The following is a 16,026-nucleotide window of genomic DNA, read 5'->3' on the forward strand; positions in this document are numbered from 1 at the left end:
GTTTTACTTCTCCTCAATCAGCCAGTTAATATTCTTTACTGCTTTTTTCAAATCTTCCACACCATTTTTTTCATAAGCACGCAATAAATATTCAACAGCCGAACACCAGCGATGTGCTGTTATCCCCGTTAAAGATTTAACGAAACCCTCCAACACATCTTTAACTTCAATACCATTACTACCAACGTAGTGTTGTGGACTATTCACGTTATCCTGTTGTTTAATATCATGCTCTGTCTCGCTTTGTCCTACCTTGTCCGCTTTCTGTGCCTTCTTCTCACTGATATTCTTGCCCCAGCATTCCGTACAAATGTTACGTAGCTTATTACCTCTCTGCCGTGAAAATTCATCAGGTAGTTTAATCTGATTGCACTTTTTACAAACTTGCAGCGTTCTAACATCCGTATTAGAATCACGACTTAATATTCGTACTTCACTTAACCGAACCGTCTTGCGATGGTCGTTTACCTGTATCACGCACGTATTCACCAACACCGATATAACCTTTGCTGGCTCGTTCTTATATTCAACGATATATCCAGTCTTTACTTCTTCCATTGCTCCACCAATTCTTTCAAGCGGTCAGGCTGAAACCCAGCCCACGCTTTATCAAACGACCCAGGCACCACCACTGGCACACTGCCAAATTTGTGCTCTTTCAAATCATTTTTCACCGCTTCATCATTTGTCACGTTAATCAAACTGTACGGAATCTCATTATCATCCAGAAACTTTTTCGTATGATAACACTGGATACAATTATCTTTTGTATAAACGGTTATTTTTTTCATTACGCTTCACCGTCCTTAATAAACACACCGTCAACCGTCTTACCTGTACGCTTTGAAATCACATCATAAGCTGACTGCAGGCATTCTTTAAGATTTAAATCTAAAGATAAGGCGATACCGCGCAAATCTTTCAAGAATTTGTTTAAAAAAGCATCGGGACAGCCTTGCGTTAGCACTACATTACCCACTTGAATACTGCTCAATGTGTTAGTACCAAATGCAATCCGCTCATTCGGACTTAATGCTGGAAGAACCCTATCTAATTCCAATTCCCAATCCAACTCATTACCCGTCCAGTGCGCCAAACCAATCAGCACCACCAACGTATCACCAAGCCCGTCAATCATCTCTGCTCTATCATTTTTCAGATAAGCCCCCACGAACTCGCCAAATTCAGCGACTAAATATAATGACTGTTTTTCAATATCATTCGTCTGTTTTTCTTCATGCCATTCAATGACTTTTTTTACTAAATCGTTCATTTGTTTCACTCCTGTTCTAATAATACCGTCCACACTTCTTCACACACTGAACACGATAAATGCTAGGTAATCCTCTGTACCCCTCGCCGTTCCTTGCGTTCTTTAACCACTTTTCCAGCGACTTGATGAACTGAAATGCTAATCCCTCTGTTTCAAAAAATCCCATAATCTCTCGGCTGATTGAATCTTCAACCATGTACTCGTAATCTTTCTTTAATCTAACTTTCATGCAAGCACCTATTTTTAAAATGGCAAATCATCTTCCTGAATATCAATCGAACCACCTTCAAAATCGCTAAAATAGCCATTATTTGACGTGTTAGCAGTTGGCTGATAATTTATTATATTACCCACACTGTTTTCACCCCTAGATTTTGATTTAGCGTTGTCTAGGAAGTAGATTTCAGATACTACCACCTGCGTAACATAAACACGCTGCCCTTGTTGGTTTTCATAATTATGTGTTTGAATACGACCAACCACTCCAATTTGTGACCCCTTGCTCGTATACTTCTCTAACACTTCAGCAGTCTTTCGCCACGCTTGACACTGAATAAAATCAGCTTCCCTTTCACCATTTTGATTTTTCACACTACGATTGACTGCTAAAGTAAAATTAGCTGTTGCTAGCCCTGATTGCGTATAACGTAATTCAATATCCTTCGTCAACCGTCCAATTAATTCCACTTGATTCATAGTCATCCTCCAATCACTTCAATCTCCACCCTTGGATTTGCTTTATCCAACACAAACTCATCCACAAACCCAATAATGTGTTTTTGATTGTCATTCTCTATCAATTTCGCCTTTACCATTCCGTCCAAAATGAATTTCTTAGCAAAAGCGATGTTATCTGCGTCTTTGCGTTTATTTTTCGAGTACCAAGTAAATTTCAACTTTGCAGGAGTCGATATAATCAAACCGCTATTTTTCGCACTTCTAGCATAAAGTGCACATAAATTCGTCTGTTTCTTTTTAGCTTTAGCTGCCAAATGACGATTCGCTCTTTCGATGCTAATATACTCGTTTAACGACATCAATTCACCCGGTATAACGAGCTTATCCATCGCTATCATCTCCACTCATTTCGAACAACTCAGCTAGACGATTACGTAGCTCTTCTTCTCTTTCGGCACTAAGTTTCTCAACTGGATTTTCTGCGTTATCCGGTAATTCTTTAGCCCAAGACGGAACTACTTCCTCCCGTTGATGCTTACCGAACTTGCTTTTATTCCGCTTACGGTTTAGTTCATACGCTCGTGCTTGCTCAATCGTTGTAATGTTTTGATTTGCCCAATTATTTAAAACGGCTTTAGCATAACTAAACTGAGCTTTGTTATCTAACGCAATTTTCATAGCTGCAATCACTAATTCATGTGATAAACCACCCACCCATTGCATGATTTGGTCAATCAAATAAGAATTTGCTACTCCAAAATTTTGTTGATAAAACGCAATCGCATTTTGCTCCACCGCCGCCACATTTTGCTTTTGAACATCATTGTGCGACTCCCCTATATTTAAATTATTATTTATAGTGGTGGTACTATTATTTACTTTATTTTCCTTTACTTTACTTTCCTTTACTTTACTTTGTTGCATTAATTCCGACTTTTTGGGGGTTTCTTCCGAATTAATCCCCATTTCTTCCGAATTAATGTGCTTTTCTTCCGAATTTATTCGATGTTCTGCTTTGACAACCGTTTTTCGTTTCGTCTGCCGAACCATCTCTTCAAATTGTTCTTGAATCCCTTTTGAAGTTAAAATTCCGTATTTTTGGAAGCTGTACTGGTCGAATAAATCGAGCTTCAAGCAATACTTTAAAATTTCGTGAACGGCACCCTCAGACACAGCAACCTTGTCACCAATATCGAAGCACATATCATCGTCAAATTTTAAATAGTATCCTTTATCTCCATAAATCATCTGCATTGCCACAACCCACACAGCATACCCCGTACACCCATGTGCATGCAGCAAGCGTCTGATTTTTCGATTTCCATACGCATCCGTATCAAGTGGAAAGTAATCAAAGCCTTCTCTTATCGCTCTGGCCACTTGCTTACACCTGCTTTTATAATTTTGATTTTACCTTAGTTGGAAACAACTCCTCTTGTTCCCCAATAATTTCACCTGTTGCTTCATCCACTTCAATATGATTAATCGCTTCTGCTGGGTCAAATGGCGCTTCAATTACTTCAGCTTCCGCAATCTCTTCTGGAGTAACATCCTTAAAGATGCCATTTCCATTATCATCAAAATCTTCTAACACCTGTTCATCATTGACGACACCTTTTTGATATTCAATGGATAAAATACCCCATTTACTAATCATATTTCTAAGCACCGTTTTTTGAGCCATAGCATCATAATCCGATGCCCACACATTTGTTAATTTCGCCTTATCTTTTGCTTTATTGTTGCGAATACGGTGCCGTTCCATTTGTTCTTTCGTCCAGTAAACAGATTTTTTGAACCCGTTTAACAGTTCAAAATACCCAAAGTACCCAATTGCAACTTCTGATTCTTGAGCTTCAAAATCAAGCACCAGTTCTTCTGTTAATGGATTCCAGGACTTTAATTGCCCTTCATACACCGTCCCCACATTAATATGCTTATATTGCCCACTACGTTGTGCCAATTGCACATAGCCTTTATACCCTAATACAAATTGCGCTTTTTTAACCCATTGCCCTGTAACTTTATCTTTTTCATTGAATGGCACTAAATAAGCAAAGCCAAATTGCTTTTCAAGTGGCAAATCTAACTGTGCCGCTTGCATCGCTCCAGCAATAATTGACATCGGCTGACTATCTGCTAAATAGGCATCATTATTCACTAACGTGAGTAACGAACTCGTAAATTGCGCCGATTTATCTTTTAGTATTTCCTTGAACTTATTTTGAATTACTGGATTGTCTAACAATCCTTTCACTGAGTTATTCTTTGCTGCTACCATGCCTGATTTCTTTTCTGCTAAGGCATTCTTAATCGAATCTGTTGTTGCCATTATTTAAGCTCCTTTACTGTAAATCTCTTGCTTGTTGATGTTTTACTATACTTATCATAGATTTCAGGCATTTCTTTTTTTAACGCCTTAGAATCAATGGATGTTCGATTATATTCTTTCCATGTGACGATAAATTTACTTGATTCTAGCCCTTCTGCTTCTTGTTCCACCATGTAGCCTTTAATCTTGTTTTCTAGCTCTGTCTGCAAGGTAGAAAGTTCTTCAATTTGCGATTTAATCACCGTTATTTGTTCCAACTGTTCTTCCTGTGCTTTAAACATAGGCAATGTATTAACTGGCTCATACTCCACAAGATTTAACGCACTCTTAGTAACCGACAAACCGTCAATCTCAGGCGCTGCATTTTTTAACACATGCTCATTCCAAAACGTTTCTGCCTCTTTGGTATACATATCAATTAGCTCTTGGTCTCGCTCGATTTCTTTCCAAATAAAGTCATGGTTACCAATGATAACCGCAATATAGGCTTTATCATAATCCAGAACATTCAAATAATGTTGCACCTGCATAATATAACTAGCGGGAATTTCATCATCTTCCCACTGCGCTTTATTAAAAGCCGATGTGGTTTTACATTCTAATAATGCTTTCTGACCGATAATTTTACGGTCAATGTTCGCTAACAAAAATGGATAATCTTTATGAAAATATGTTTTATTATCCTTTTGAACTTGTAACCCCGTCTCTTGCATAAAAAGCCTTGCGACAAGATTCTCTAATTCATTCCCAATTTGAACCGCAACATTACTGCCAATATCTGGTGCTTCTAATTGTCCTGTTTTCTCAAGCCACAGCTGATACTTAGACTTAAAAGGATTCAAACCTAATAATGTTCCAACGTCAGAACCACCAATACCCTTACTTCGGATAGTCAACCATTCAGCATGATTACTAGCTATTTGATAACTTTTCATACATAATCACCCGCTACATAAATTGACGAAAATATGTATTCTTTAGCGTAATATGCCATGTCATCTAACAAGATTTTTTCTCCGTCATATTCGACATACTCGTCGCCTTCATAAATAGGCTCGCCGCTGAAATCATAGTGTATAATTTTAGGTTCATCTGGAAAAAACTGCATTTCATTTTTGTCGTACATATGTTATACTCTCCTTGAAAGTGTTTTTTATAGTCCGCATTGCCGTGCGGACTTTTTCTTTTGCCCACTCTACTATTTCTATCATTACGGCATCTCGCCGTGTATATGCCAATATATTCCAACTGTCAACGATATGTTGAAAGTTGCCAGTTTTGTTATACAAGTCCATACACTTGTGTAATTCATGTTTCTGCCATTGTTTCATTCGCATTCCTCGTCACTGTATAATAGTTTGCACATTCGTATGTCCATTGTGTTTTTACGATATTCATGCCAAAATCGTTCCTGTTCTGCTTGTCTGTGGTTTTCGATGACCGCACCGATTGCGCACCCAAGCAATAACCCACAGATTATCGTTAGCACATATTTTAGTAATTCTTTCATCGTTATCATCCCTTCACGCTGGCAGGCGTTTATACTTTTATTAAATCGATAACTGCTTCAATATCTCTACGGTCATACATCCAACGAGTTCCATGACGGAACTTCTTCAATCCCGCTTCTTCCCAACGTTTAAGAAGTACACTACTGCATTCATATTCGTCATAAACTTCTTTCTGCATTAGATAGCGTTTCTCTTTTTGTTGCATCCGTTTTTCAACTTCTCGTTCAACCAAGTCAGCCAGTTTATCTACCAATTGTTGACTGGCTTCTTCGGATAGTAATGTTAGCTCCATTAGTTATCACTCCCTTTCTCTAAAAACATTCACATCTACTTCTAGTGCGTCTGCTAATTTAAATGCATTTTTTAAACTTAAATTCTCTGCCCTGCCATCTCGCAAAGCATAGATACCTTGCCGTCTTACTCCAGCTTTTTTCGCTAACTCATAGACCGTCATATTTTTTTCTTTCAAATACTTTTGAATAATATCCCACATGATAATTCACCTCTTCCTAAACACAATATATTGTTTTCCAACCATGCGTTATGCACTATATATAGTATTATTTATTGACTATATAAAAACTAATTGTTATAATTTTCTTTGAATAAGAACCCTCGACCTTTCTTATTCAGAACCTACACTGAAAGAAGGTGAAAAGTATGGACTTCGAAAATATTAAAGAGTATGAAGACCGCGTTGATAAAATTGTAAGTGACACTATTCATAATTTTTTGTCGCCAGACAAATTTGCAGCAGTTTTTGCATTAGTCGCCGAAGACTTAGATAAATATAATCCGCATAATATATCTCAACACGATTTTGAAAAAATCTGCACAGTCACATCAGGTTTGATTCAAGGTATGTCTAAGAATATTGTTTACGCAACTTTAGAATCGCTGTATCTGATAAATCAATTGACTTCAGCCGATTAATATCGATTAAGATTGGTTGGATACCATAGCTATATTTCTTCTTCCCCACTCGCTTTATCACTACACCGACTACCAATCCTGTAGTGACTAAGGCGAGTGCTTTTAATGTTTTATTCATTTTCGTCACTCCTTTCTACGATGTATGTTTTTGATTAAAATACTTACTGATAATCATTCTTACCAAGTCCGTTACCGATATTTTCAACTGTTCCGCTTCTTTTTTTAATTGGTCATGTTGTTCCTTATCAGTCCGAATGTGTAACATCTTCATGGCTTGCGCCTCCTTTCATTAGGTTACTTGTTGATGAATGTCAACAAGTATTGTATCTGTATGATACAATCGCAAATTTGCAGCTCATTTTCGGTAGGTTTGTTCTGTAATCTCAATTTGAGATATTTTGTTTTAAAAAAATAATTCTGTTTCTGACATACCAAATTCTTTAGCTAAAATCTGCATTTCATAATCGTGAAAAGGATATTCTCCAGCTTCTTTTTTCTCATACTGTCTTCTTTCTAAACCGATTAAATTAGCAACATAAGCTGTACTCAGCTCATTTTTTCTTCTTTCTGCTCTCAATCTACTTTTGGGTTTAAGTATTTTTTTTCTTAGCTTTTGCTTACTTGTCATTTATACTTTCACTCTCCTTAATCTCATAATGAGATATTTTATTTTTAAAGTTATGCTGCTGAAAAGCAGCATATAGACCTCTTAGAATATTCTTGTTATAAGCCAAACAATACCTACAACAAATGCTATCGGCAATAACCCGATGTAAATACTAACTTTGATTTTTTTATTATCATTATCATTGTTATTGAAATAATACCAATCTCCTAACAGAATCTTTTTCCAGTTCATTTTTTTCACCTCCCAATGCACGCTTGAAAGGAGTACTCTAAAATGGTAAAATTTGTATAAGGTTACACCCCCTTTCGGGGAGGGCTTTCGCCCTCGTGACCTTAGCGATTGAAACTAAATTCAATTTCAATTCCTATTCCAAGAACCTTGATTTTGAATTTAAAGGAGAAGCTTTTCAAAGGCTTCTTCTTTTTTTCGTTCGTTTTTACCATTTCATTTCCTCCTTTCTTAATTTCTATATTCATTATATCTCAATTTGAGATAAAAGTCAACACTTTTTATATCTCTTTTTGAGATATTTTTATTGTTTTTTATTTCCCTTTATTTTATACTTATACTATCAATAAGAAAGGAAACGATTATTATGAATATATTAGGTAGTGTAATTAGAGAAATAAGAAAATCTAAAAGAATGACACAAGCTGATTTAGCGAAAAAAACTGGATTTAAACAAAACACTATTTCAAATCACGAAAATGGTAATCGTTCATTAGATGAACTAGATATAGCAAAATATGCTGAGGCTTTAGATTTAACACCTCAAGCCTTATTTGATTATGGCACTAAATCCCCCACCTCCACCCTAACCCTCATCAACGACACCGCAAGCCAATTAAACGAAGATAGGCAAGTGAATGTTTTAGAGTATGCAGAAGACCAACTGGAAGAACAGAATAAAATAATTCATCTTGATGAGATAAGAGAACTTTACGCAGATTATCAAACACAGTATGAAGATGTAGATTTATACGGTGGAGCAAGTGCTGGTACAGGTGTCGAACTTTTCGATGAAGTCATTGAAACAATCAAATATCCTGCACCAGTACCAGTACACGATATTGCTTTGAAAGTATTAGGTGATAGTATGACACCATTATTCCAAGACGGCGAAGTGATTTTTATAAAAAAGAAACAAGACATCAACAACGGACAAATCGGTGTGTTCATCGTCAACGGACAAGGCTATGTCAAAAAGCTTTATAAAGGACCAAATGAAGTAAAATTAATATCACTCAATTCTCACTACAAAGACATTGTACTAACAGAACATGACGATATTCATATTGTTGGTTTAGTGGTTATGTAAAATAGTTTTACGCTGGTACATTAATTTAGTCATCAATACATTTATTTTAGAATGGAGAGAAAAAATATGAATACAGAAACAAATCAAATTTCAGTCCCTGAAGATGTACAAGGATTTAAAACAGGAAAATTTGCAAAAAGATTATTAAAAATTTATTGCGTACTTCACTTAATCGGAACAATCATTGGAGCATCAATACTTTCTTATGACCCCTCTAGATATAATTCATCTGAGATTAATTGGGCAATATGTATAACTTACATGTTCGTAGGAATTGGAACATTAGTCATTATCTATACGATTGCAAATTTATTAATTCAACAATACAACAACACAGTTGCTACTCGTGAAGCGTTATATTTCTATATCAATCATCAGTTGGAAAAAGAAAAACAAGATATAACAGAAAATAATTAATGAGTTTTATGCTGGTGGTGTAGCGGATTGAATAGAAAGGAGATGATGAGATGGAAGAAAAAAACAGATTAATAAATGAAGCATGTAAAATCTTTAAACAAGAAGCTCATTCGAATTTTAAAAAATTTAAGTTTTTAGCAGAATGGGTCAATTCCGAAGCGAAATATTTCAATGACGATAGAATTAACTTTAATAGAAATCATAAAGTATATCAACGGGGGGCTTTGGTAATGGTTGATTTTGGTGTAAATGTAGGAAATGAATTGAGTGGCAACCATTTCGCTGTTGTCTTAAATAAAAATGATTCACCTAAAAACGGTGTATTAACAGTAGCACCTATTACATCAAAAGGAAATAAATTTACAGTACAAATAGATGGATTAATATCTGATAAATCACACAAAATACTTGAATCCGAATTTCATGAATCTGCAGTAAATCATTATTTCATGCAAAAAAGAATTGTTAAAGACGGCTTAACTGATGAAGAAAAAGCATTCATTGAAGAGGAGTATAATACGGAAGGAAGATTGATAGCCCAATATTCAAAATATATTACACCTGAAGAATATATAATTTTTTATGAGAAAAACATCTTTAAACTAAAATGTTTGTTGGAATTATTGGAGCATTACATGAAATATAATAAGATTTCACACGCAAAAATACTTGATATTAAAACTATTAGCAAAAAAAGGATTAAGTTTCTAAATGAATATGACCCTTGTGGGAGAATTAAAGTTTCAAATGAAACATTGGATAAAATAGATGACGGTATCAAAAAGAATTTTCTTAACTCTTGACACTGAAATACTTATATGCAATAATATAGTTACTGAGGGATTTACTCCCACCCATAAAAACTGAGTGCATTACGCACACAAGTCCATGAAAAGTAGCTGTATCATTAAGATATGGCTACTTTTTTATTTATTAGCATTAAAAGTGATTATTTCCAAAATGGAAATAGTGCAAAGACCCAGTAAATTTTGTTAGTAACTTAAAAAAAGTATAAAAAAATAAGGTAACCCCAGGCACATGTGAATTCTCGTCCATTGACTTACTCCCATTCGAGAACACAGCGTTTATCCTTCTCAAGTTATCCTTACAACTACATTATAATAAATATATTTTCGAAAAACAAGAGCCAAATAAAAAATCCCACACCCTCCCCGACCAAAGCGAAGGTGTGAGATACATACACAAATAAGGTATATTTGCTATACCTAATTCTAGCACATCAAAGGAGATGATGCCACACCTTTTTACGCTGGCAGGCAAAACGGAAAGGAAGAATAAACATGATAAAAGAATATACGAAAAAAGACGGCTCTAAGGCTTATATGTTCGTTGCCTACTTAGGAGTCGACCCAATCACTGGAAAGCAAAAACGAACAACTAGACGTGGATTTAAAACGAAACGAGAAGCAAAGATTGCCGAAGCAAAGCTGCAAGCTGAGGTTGAAGAAAATGGATTCAACATTAAGGAGAAAGTTAAATTTCAAGAAGTATATGAATCGTGGTTAGTAGAACATAAAGCTACCGTCAAACCAGCATCATTTAGAGCAACTATGAACTACGCAAGGTTACACATATTGCCTATATTCGGTCACATACACATTGATAAAATCGATATATTTTTCTGCCAAAAAGTTGTACATAAATGGGCAGAAAAATATGAAAGTACCAGTCACATGAAAATTGTTGTTCAACAAGTCTTGGATTATGCGATTAAAATTCGACTAATAAAAGATAATCCGATGAGATTAGTCAAATTACCTAAGATTCATCGCAGAGAAAAGAACAACCGATTCTATACCAAGGAAGAATTAAAAACTTTTCTAGACTGTGCGAAAGTCTATAATGACGGTCAATACCTTCCCTTTTTCAGATTATTAAGTTTCACCGGTATGCGTAAAGGTGAAGCACTTGCTTTAACGTGGGATGATATAAACCTTAAAGAACAAACCATTTCTATCAACAAAGGTTTGTCTTTAGATGAAACAGGACGCCCTATGATATCCACTACCAAAACAAAAGCTTCAGTCAGAACAATAAGTATCGATACAGAAACATTAAAGATACTCAGCGAATGGAAAATCAAACAGCGAAAACAATTGCTATATTTAGGTTATAATGCTATGAGTAAAACACAACTCGTTTTTTCAAACAATAATAATCAACTTTACTATCCAATGGTTGCTAATGAATGGCTAAACAAGATTATTAAATGTTACAACTTAAAACGAATAACCGTGCACGGTTTTAGGCATACTCATTGTTCTCTTTTGTTTGATATTGATACCCCACTTCAAATTGTACAAGAACGACTGGGACATTCTGATATTAAAATAACCATGAATATTTACACGCACGTAACCGAACGCAAACGTGATGAATATGCAGATAAATTCGCAAGCTACATCAATTTTTAACAGAACGTATTCAAAACGTATTCAAATAAAAAAACACAAGCTACAAACCCTATTAAATCAAGGTTTGTAGCCTGTATAAGTAGCTGATTATCTACCACGTTCTTTGATACGTGCAGCTTTACCAGATAATTTACGGATATAGTAAAGTTTAGCACGACGTACACGACCTTTACGTACTACTTCTAATTTAGCAACACGTGGAGTATGTACTGGGAAAGTACGCTCTACACCAACACCGTTTGAAATTTTACGAACAGTGTAAGTCTCGCTGATGCCTGCACCACGACGTTTAATTACTAAACCTTCGAAAATTTGCACACGTTCACGTTCACCCTCAACGATTAAGGCATGAACACGCACTGTATCTCCAGGGCGGAACTCAGGAACATCGCTACGTAATTGTGATGAAGTAATTTTTTCGATTAATTTACTCATACTTTTTTCTCCTCTTCTGACAAACATTCTTAAATAAATTAACTTATTCAGCGGAATATCGTGATTTGGGGTCAATGACCACTTTTATTATTATACCGTAAAATCAACAGATGTAAAGTATCGATTGAAAAAAAGTTGAAAAATTCTACCGAAATGATGCCCCTTGCTTATGATACACAATTACACTTAACTAGACATCAGCAAAAATCATCGCTATAATTACTTATACACTATCCATTAGCAAGGAGAAACTTGAATGAAACGTATAGCATTTACTGGTGGTGGCTCAATCGGTCATGTTGCCGTCAATGTCGCACTAATTCCTTATTTTCAACAAAAAGGTTATGAAACTTTCTACATCGGTTCAAAAAATGGGATTGAAAAAGAAATGATTAGCGAACTCGATAATGTGCCCTACTATGCGATAAGTAGTGGTAAGCTGCGTCGTTATTTTGATTTAAAAAACTTTTCAGACCCTTTTAAAGTGATGAAAGGAATTGCTGACGCTGTTCACATCTTAAAGCGTGAGAAACCAGACTTTGTCTTTTCTAAAGGTGGTTTTGTCAGTGTACCGGTTGCTATCGCTGCAAAATTATTAAAAATCCCAATTGTGTTACACGAATCTGATGTCACACCTGGTTTGGCAAACAAAATTAGTATTCGTTTTGCAAATCATATTTTTACAACCTTTGAGCAAACGGCAGAGCATTTACCAGCTAATCAAGCAACACCGATTGGAGCAATTATTCGTGATAATTTATTTAGTGGTGATAAGGATAAAGGATTACAATGGAGTGGCTTTTCAACTGAAAAACCGATATTACTCGTAATGGGTGGCTCACTTGGTTCCAAAGCAATTAATGATGCGATTCGCTCTAATTTAGATGAATTGCTATTGAAATATCAAATTATTCATTTAACTGGCAAAGGATTACTGGATACTCACTATCAACGTGCTGGCTACCAACAATATGAATTTATCACTAATGAATTGAATGATATTTTAGCCATGACAGATTTTGTCGTATCACGAGCTGGTTCAAATTCAATTTTTGAATTTTTAGCCTTGAAAATTCCAATGTTATTAATTCCATTATCCAACCAAGCAAGTCGTGGTGACCAAATACTAAATGCTGCTTATTTTGAAAAACAAGGCTATGCACTGGTACTAAATGAAGAAGATGTTACATCTCAAACATTAATGGAACAATTATCAAACCTTGAACAACAAGCACCAACCATTAAAGAAACAATGGCTACCTATAAAATGCAAACATCATTGGAAGATTTTTATCAACTTATTTTACAACATACAAATAACTAAAAAAATCCGAGAGTTAGTAGGAATGCTAACTCTCGGTTATTTATTATTTTATGGCACCACTATCTTTACTTTATTAACATAGCATCGCCAAAGCTAAAGAATCGGTATTCTTCTTTAACGGCATGTTCATAAGCTGCTAAAATATGTTCACGGTCATAAAAAGCACTGACTAACATCACTAATGTTGATTGTGGCAAATGGAAATTAGTAATCAACTGGTCGACAACTTTAAATTCAAATCCCGGTGAAATAAAAATATCTGTCCAACCAGATGAAGCAACAACTTTTCCGTCATTATCTCGGGCAATGGTTTCCAATGTCCGAACACTCGTTGTACCCACTGCCGTTATTTTACCACCTTTTGCTTTTACTACATTAATGCGTTCAGCAGATTCTTCAGACAAATGATAATATTCTGCATGCATTTCATGGTCTTCTAAACGCTCAACCGATACTGGTCGAAATGTCCCTAATCCGACATGGAGTGTCAGTGGAATAATGTCAATTCCCTTTGCTTTAGCTGCCTCAAGTAAGGCTGGTGTAAAATGAAGCCCAGCCGTTGGAGCTGCTGCTGAGCCATTTTCTTTGGCATAGACCGTTTGATAACGTTCAGCATCTTCCAATCGTTCCTTAATATACGGTGGCAATGGCATTTGTCCTAATGATTCTAAAATTTCTAAAAAGACACCGTCATAATGAAACTCAATAATCCGTCCACCATGGTTTAATTCTTCTTTGACAACTGCTTTTAAACGAGCATCTTCACCAAAATGAATTTCAGTTCCTACTTTTGCACGACGAGCTGGTTTAATTAAGCATTCCCACTCATTATCATGGGTATTCGTCAATAACAAGACTTCTAAATGCCCACCTGTATCTGGTTTCACACCAAAAATTCTAGCTGGAATCACTCGTGTTTCATTGACAACTATGGCATCACCAGCATTCAATTCATCTAAGATTGTATGAAAATGTGTATCCGTTAGTTGATGTGTTTGTCGGTCTACGACTAATAATTTTGATGCACTACGATCCTTTAATGGTGTCTGTGCAATCAAGTTTTCTGGTAAATGGTAATCAAAATCTTTTGTCGTTAACATTTTATTCCTCAATTTCTGATTGTATATAGGGGTAGCCTAAATGTAAATAGGCAAGTTCGGTCGCAACACGTCCTCTCGGTGTCCGTCTGATAAAACCATTTTGCAATAGAAAAGGTTCATACATATCTTCTACTGTATCACTATCTTCACTAATATTAATGGCTAAAGTTCCAATACCAACAGGGCCACCATTGTATTCTTCAATTAATGTTCGCAATAATTTACGGTCAATCGCATCTAAACCACGTTCATCAATCGCAAGCACCTTTAAGGCTCGTTGAGTTAGGCTACGAGTAATGTGACCATTGCCCTCAACTTGAGCAAAATCTCGTACACGTTTTAAAATACGGTTCGCAATACGTGGCGTGCCTCGACTTCTTAGTGCAATTTCTAATGAGCCGTCCGATTCAATGCCAGTTTGAAATAACTCGGCATTGCGTCGCACAATTAAATCTAATTCTTCGGTTTCATAATACTTCATATGTGAAATAATACCAAAACGGTCACGCAATGGTTGTGTCAGCATTCCGGCACGAGTTGTCGCACCAATTAATGTAAATGGTGGTAATTCAAAATGAACTGGATGTGCAGTTGTTCCTTGCCCAATTATTATATCAACATAGTAATCTTCCATAGCAGAATATAAAACTTCTTCGACTAGACGTGGCATACGATGAATTTCATCAATAAAAAGGACATCACCAGGGCTTAATTCATTTAACAATGCCAACAAATCACCGGGACGTTCAATTGCTGGGCCACTTGTCGTTTTTATGCCAACATTTAACTCATTTGCGATAACCATTGCCATAGTCGTTTTACCTAACCCTGGTGGTCCATACAATAACACATGGTCCAAGGCTTCTTGACGTTGTTTAGCCGCTTGAATATAGATTGATAATTCTTCCTTTAAAGCTGATTGTCCGATATATTCACGTAAATACTGTGGTCGCAAACTAAGATTACTTACATCTTCTTCTAATTCTTCACTTGAAATAAATCGTTTATCTGTCATCATCTGCTCCTTTCAGTACTCATGTTATTTATTCAATAATAATTTAAAGGCTAAACTCAACGCATCTTGAGTCGAAGTAAGTTGTGCATCTTTCAAAGGTTTTTCGATACGTTTAATCTCTCTAGCAGAATAGCCTAATCCCATTAATGCCTCAAATACCTCTGGTAATAAATCCATTTTCGCAGTATTAGCAGTTGAAACGGCAGTAGTTTCAGTTCCCATAAAATCACCTAACTCGCCTTTTAAGTCTAAAACCATTTGTTGAGCCGTTTTTTTACCGACACCAGGAAACTTAGTCAAATATTGACTATCACCTGATTCAATCGCTTGAACGAGCCCTTCATGGTCATCAGCTGCCAAAATCGACAAAGCACTCTTAGGACCAATGCCAGATACTTTATTTAAGGTTAAAAATAAGCCTTTTTCTTCTAATGTTTTAAATCCATACAAAGTTTGACTATCTTCACGTACCACTTGCTCGACATATAATTTTATCGCAGTTTGGTGCATTAATTCTTGAAAACGAAATGGATTCGGCACTAATACACGATAACCAATTTGATTGACTTCTATGACTAAATAAGTCGGTGCAATATGCGTGACTTGTCCAATTAAATATTCAAACAT

The 16,026-nt window shown here is 35.8% G+C and carries 24 protein-coding genes; 5 read left to right on the forward strand and 19 right to left on the reverse strand.

Annotation, left to right across the window (positions count from 1 at the left end; translation table 11 throughout):
• Positions 1-3: 3 nt before the first annotated feature.
• From JDW14_05220 to JDW14_05290, 15 genes are all read right to left on the reverse strand, one after another.
• The gene (locus JDW14_05220; protein ID QQD64740.1) at positions 4-558 is read right to left on the reverse strand and encodes a DUF3310 domain-containing protein; all 555 of its coding nucleotides are present in this window, start codon (positions 556-558) and stop codon (positions 4-6) included.
• Positions 546-791: an NrdH-redoxin gene (locus tag JDW14_05225; protein QQD64741.1), complete on the reverse strand. Its 246-nt coding sequence runs from the start codon at positions 789-791 to the stop codon at positions 546-548. Before JDW14_05225 ends, JDW14_05220 begins: the two co-directional genes overlap by 13 nt.
• On the reverse strand, positions 791-1,273 hold the full coding sequence (locus JDW14_05230) for a hypothetical protein (protein ID QQD64742.1): 483 nt from the start codon (positions 1,271-1,273) through the stop codon (positions 791-793). Before JDW14_05230 ends, JDW14_05225 begins: the two co-directional genes overlap by 1 nt.
• 16 nt (positions 1,274-1,289) lie before the next feature.
• The gene (locus JDW14_05235) at positions 1,290-1,502 is read right to left on the reverse strand and encodes a hypothetical protein (protein QQD64743.1); all 213 of its coding nucleotides are present in this window, start codon (positions 1,500-1,502) and stop codon (positions 1,290-1,292) included.
• A 14-nt stretch (positions 1,503-1,516) separates the two neighbouring features.
• Entirely contained in the window at positions 1,517-1,969 is a 453-nt protein-coding gene (ssb, locus tag JDW14_05240) for a single-stranded DNA-binding protein (protein QQD64744.1), read from the reverse strand.
• Between the two features lie 2 nt (positions 1,970-1,971).
• Entirely contained in the window at positions 1,972-2,340 is a 369-nt protein-coding gene (locus JDW14_05245) for a RusA family crossover junction endodeoxyribonuclease (protein QQD64745.1), read from the reverse strand.
• Entirely contained in the window at positions 2,333-3,331 is a 999-nt protein-coding gene (locus JDW14_05250) for a DUF4373 domain-containing protein (GenBank protein ID QQD64746.1), read from the reverse strand. The genes JDW14_05245 and JDW14_05250 overlap by 8 nt, the downstream gene beginning before the upstream one ends.
• 16 nt (positions 3,332-3,347) lie before the next feature.
• Positions 3,348-4,283, reverse strand: a complete 936-nt coding sequence (locus tag JDW14_05255; GenBank protein QQD64747.1) for a recombinase RecT — start codon at positions 4,281-4,283, stop codon at positions 3,348-3,350.
• A complete protein-coding gene (locus JDW14_05260; GenBank protein ID QQD64748.1) occupies positions 4,283-5,218 on the reverse strand; it encodes a YqaJ viral recombinase family protein in 936 nt (311 codons plus the stop codon). The genes JDW14_05255 and JDW14_05260 overlap by 1 nt, the downstream gene beginning before the upstream one ends.
• Positions 5,215-5,409 (reverse strand): hypothetical protein, encoded by a 195-nt coding sequence (locus JDW14_05265; protein QQD64749.1) that lies wholly within the window; start codon positions 5,407-5,409, stop codon positions 5,215-5,217. The genes JDW14_05260 and JDW14_05265 overlap by 4 nt, the downstream gene beginning before the upstream one ends.
• A gap of 413 nt (positions 5,410-5,822) precedes the next feature.
• The gene (locus JDW14_05270) at positions 5,823-6,086 is read right to left on the reverse strand and encodes a DNA-binding protein (protein ID QQD64750.1); all 264 of its coding nucleotides are present in this window, start codon (positions 6,084-6,086) and stop codon (positions 5,823-5,825) included.
• A 6-nt stretch (positions 6,087-6,092) separates the two neighbouring features.
• Positions 6,093-6,287, reverse strand: coding sequence for a helix-turn-helix transcriptional regulator (locus tag JDW14_05275; GenBank protein ID QQD64751.1), 195 nt, complete (start codon positions 6,285-6,287; stop codon positions 6,093-6,095).
• A 372-nt stretch (positions 6,288-6,659) separates the two neighbouring features.
• On the reverse strand, positions 6,660-6,845 hold the full coding sequence (locus tag JDW14_05280; GenBank protein ID QQD64752.1) for a hypothetical protein: 186 nt from the start codon (positions 6,843-6,845) through the stop codon (positions 6,660-6,662).
• A gap of 15 nt (positions 6,846-6,860) precedes the next feature.
• The gene (locus JDW14_05285; protein QQD64753.1) at positions 6,861-6,998 is read right to left on the reverse strand and encodes a hypothetical protein; all 138 of its coding nucleotides are present in this window, start codon (positions 6,996-6,998) and stop codon (positions 6,861-6,863) included.
• 132 nt (positions 6,999-7,130) lie between these two features.
• On the reverse strand, positions 7,131-7,355 hold the full coding sequence (locus JDW14_05290) for a helix-turn-helix transcriptional regulator (GenBank protein ID QQD64754.1): 225 nt from the start codon (positions 7,353-7,355) through the stop codon (positions 7,131-7,133).
• Positions 7,356-7,944: 589 nt separating this feature from the next.
• Between JDW14_05290 and JDW14_05295 the strand changes: the two genes are divergently transcribed.
• The 4 genes from JDW14_05295 to JDW14_05310 all read left to right on the forward strand — a co-directional run bounded on the left by JDW14_05295 (position 7,945) and on the right by JDW14_05310 (position 11,525).
• On the forward strand, positions 7,945-8,673 hold the full coding sequence (locus tag JDW14_05295) for a LexA family transcriptional regulator (GenBank protein QQD66507.1): 729 nt from the start codon (positions 7,945-7,947) through the stop codon (positions 8,671-8,673).
• Between the two features lie 66 nt (positions 8,674-8,739).
• Positions 8,740-9,090 (forward strand): hypothetical protein, encoded by a 351-nt coding sequence (locus JDW14_05300; protein QQD64755.1) that lies wholly within the window; start codon positions 8,740-8,742, stop codon positions 9,088-9,090.
• Positions 9,091-9,140: 50 nt separating this feature from the next.
• Positions 9,141-9,893 carry a type II toxin-antitoxin system PemK/MazF family toxin gene (locus JDW14_05305; GenBank protein ID QQD64756.1) on the forward strand — a complete coding sequence of 251 codons (753 nt, stop codon included), beginning with the start codon at positions 9,141-9,143 and terminating at the stop codon, positions 9,891-9,893.
• A gap of 498 nt (positions 9,894-10,391) precedes the next feature.
• Complete coding sequence (locus JDW14_05310) at positions 10,392-11,525, forward strand: site-specific integrase (GenBank protein QQD64757.1); 1,134 nt, start codon at positions 10,392-10,394, stop codon at positions 11,523-11,525.
• Positions 11,526-11,612: 87 nt separating this feature from the next.
• On the opposite strand, the gene rplS is transcribed toward JDW14_05310, so the two are convergent.
• Positions 11,613-11,960, reverse strand: a complete 348-nt coding sequence (rplS, locus tag JDW14_05315) for a 50S ribosomal protein L19 (GenBank protein ID QQD64758.1) — start codon at positions 11,958-11,960, stop codon at positions 11,613-11,615.
• A 256-nt stretch (positions 11,961-12,216) separates the two neighbouring features.
• Between rplS and JDW14_05320 the strand changes: the two genes are divergently transcribed.
• On the forward strand, positions 12,217-13,284 hold the full coding sequence (locus JDW14_05320; GenBank protein ID QQD64759.1) for an undecaprenyldiphospho-muramoylpentapeptide beta-N-acetylglucosaminyltransferase: 1,068 nt from the start codon (positions 12,217-12,219) through the stop codon (positions 13,282-13,284).
• A gap of 65 nt (positions 13,285-13,349) precedes the next feature.
• Here the strand turns inward: JDW14_05320 and queA are convergent, their stop codons facing one another.
• From queA to ruvA, 3 genes are read right to left on the reverse strand one after another with little or no spacing between them, the layout of a single operon-like run.
• Positions 13,350-14,384: a tRNA preQ1(34) S-adenosylmethionine ribosyltransferase-isomerase QueA gene (gene queA, locus JDW14_05325; GenBank protein QQD64760.1), complete on the reverse strand. Its 1,035-nt coding sequence runs from the start codon at positions 14,382-14,384 to the stop codon at positions 13,350-13,352.
• A gap of 1 nt (position 14,385) precedes the next feature.
• Positions 14,386-15,399: a Holliday junction branch migration DNA helicase RuvB gene (gene ruvB, locus JDW14_05330; GenBank protein ID QQD64761.1), complete on the reverse strand. Its 1,014-nt coding sequence runs from the start codon at positions 15,397-15,399 to the stop codon at positions 14,386-14,388.
• Between the two features lie 24 nt (positions 15,400-15,423).
• Positions 15,424-16,026: a Holliday junction branch migration protein RuvA gene (ruvA, locus tag JDW14_05335; protein ID QQD64762.1), complete on the reverse strand. Its 603-nt coding sequence runs from the start codon at positions 16,024-16,026 to the stop codon at positions 15,424-15,426.

The organism is Aerococcaceae bacterium zg-252 (assembly GCA_016237705.1).
In the GTDB taxonomy this organism is placed as follows: Bacteria; Bacillota; Bacilli; order Lactobacillales; family Aerococcaceae; genus Globicatella; species Globicatella yangjingiae.

What these genes read in the sequence shown, in the direction of transcription:
- JDW14_05220 (QQD64740.1), bottom strand. Translation starts at nt 558, where the DNA reads ATGGAAGAAGTAAAGACTGGATATATCGTTGAATATAAGAACGAGCCA.
- JDW14_05225 (QQD64741.1), bottom strand. Translation starts at nt 791, where the DNA reads ATGAAAAAAATAACCGTTTATACAAAAGATAATTGTATCCAGTGTTAT.
- JDW14_05230 (QQD64742.1), bottom strand. Translation starts at nt 1,273, where the DNA reads ATGAACGATTTAGTAAAAAAAGTCATTGAATGGCATGAAGAAAAACAG.
- JDW14_05235 (QQD64743.1), bottom strand. Translation starts at nt 1,502, where the DNA reads ATGAAAGTTAGATTAAAGAAAGATTACGAGTACATGGTTGAAGATTCA.
- ssb (QQD64744.1), bottom strand. Translation starts at nt 1,969, where the DNA reads ATGAATCAAGTGGAATTAATTGGACGGTTGACGAAGGATATTGAATTA.
- JDW14_05245 (QQD64745.1), bottom strand. Translation starts at nt 2,340, where the DNA reads ATGGATAAGCTCGTTATACCGGGTGAATTGATGTCGTTAAACGAGTAT.
- JDW14_05255 (QQD64747.1), bottom strand. Translation starts at nt 4,283, where the DNA reads ATGGCAACAACAGATTCGATTAAGAATGCCTTAGCAGAAAAGAAATCA.
- JDW14_05260 (QQD64748.1), bottom strand. Translation starts at nt 5,218, where the DNA reads ATGAAAAGTTATCAAATAGCTAGTAATCATGCTGAATGGTTGACTATC.
- JDW14_05265 (QQD64749.1), bottom strand. Translation starts at nt 5,409, where the DNA reads ATGTACGACAAAAATGAAATGCAGTTTTTTCCAGATGAACCTAAAATT.
- JDW14_05270 (QQD64750.1), bottom strand. Translation starts at nt 6,086, where the DNA reads ATGGAGCTAACATTACTATCCGAAGAAGCCAGTCAACAATTGGTAGAT.
- JDW14_05275 (QQD64751.1), bottom strand. Translation starts at nt 6,287, where the DNA reads ATGTGGGATATTATTCAAAAGTATTTGAAAGAAAAAAATATGACGGTC.
- JDW14_05280 (QQD64752.1), bottom strand. Translation starts at nt 6,845, where the DNA reads ATGAATAAAACATTAAAAGCACTCGCCTTAGTCACTACAGGATTGGTA.
- JDW14_05285 (QQD64753.1), bottom strand. Translation starts at nt 6,998, where the DNA reads ATGAAGATGTTACACATTCGGACTGATAAGGAACAACATGACCAATTA.
- JDW14_05290 (QQD64754.1), bottom strand. Translation starts at nt 7,355, where the DNA reads ATGACAAGTAAGCAAAAGCTAAGAAAAAAAATACTTAAACCCAAAAGT.
- JDW14_05300 (QQD64755.1), top strand. Translation starts at nt 8,740, where the DNA reads ATGAATACAGAAACAAATCAAATTTCAGTCCCTGAAGATGTACAAGGA.
- JDW14_05305 (QQD64756.1), top strand. Translation starts at nt 9,141, where the DNA reads ATGGAAGAAAAAAACAGATTAATAAATGAAGCATGTAAAATCTTTAAA.
- JDW14_05310 (QQD64757.1), top strand. Translation starts at nt 10,392, where the DNA reads ATGATAAAAGAATATACGAAAAAAGACGGCTCTAAGGCTTATATGTTC.
- rplS (QQD64758.1), bottom strand. Translation starts at nt 11,960, where the DNA reads ATGAGTAAATTAATCGAAAAAATTACTTCATCACAATTACGTAGCGAT.
- JDW14_05320 (QQD64759.1), top strand. Translation starts at nt 12,217, where the DNA reads ATGAAACGTATAGCATTTACTGGTGGTGGCTCAATCGGTCATGTTGCC.
- queA (QQD64760.1), bottom strand. Translation starts at nt 14,384, where the DNA reads ATGTTAACGACAAAAGATTTTGATTACCATTTACCAGAAAACTTGATT.
- ruvB (QQD64761.1), bottom strand. Translation starts at nt 15,399, where the DNA reads ATGACAGATAAACGATTTATTTCAAGTGAAGAATTAGAAGAAGATGTA.
- ruvA (QQD64762.1), bottom strand. Translation starts at nt 16,026, where the DNA reads ATGTTTGAATATTTAATTGGACAAGTCACGCATATTGCACCGACTTAT.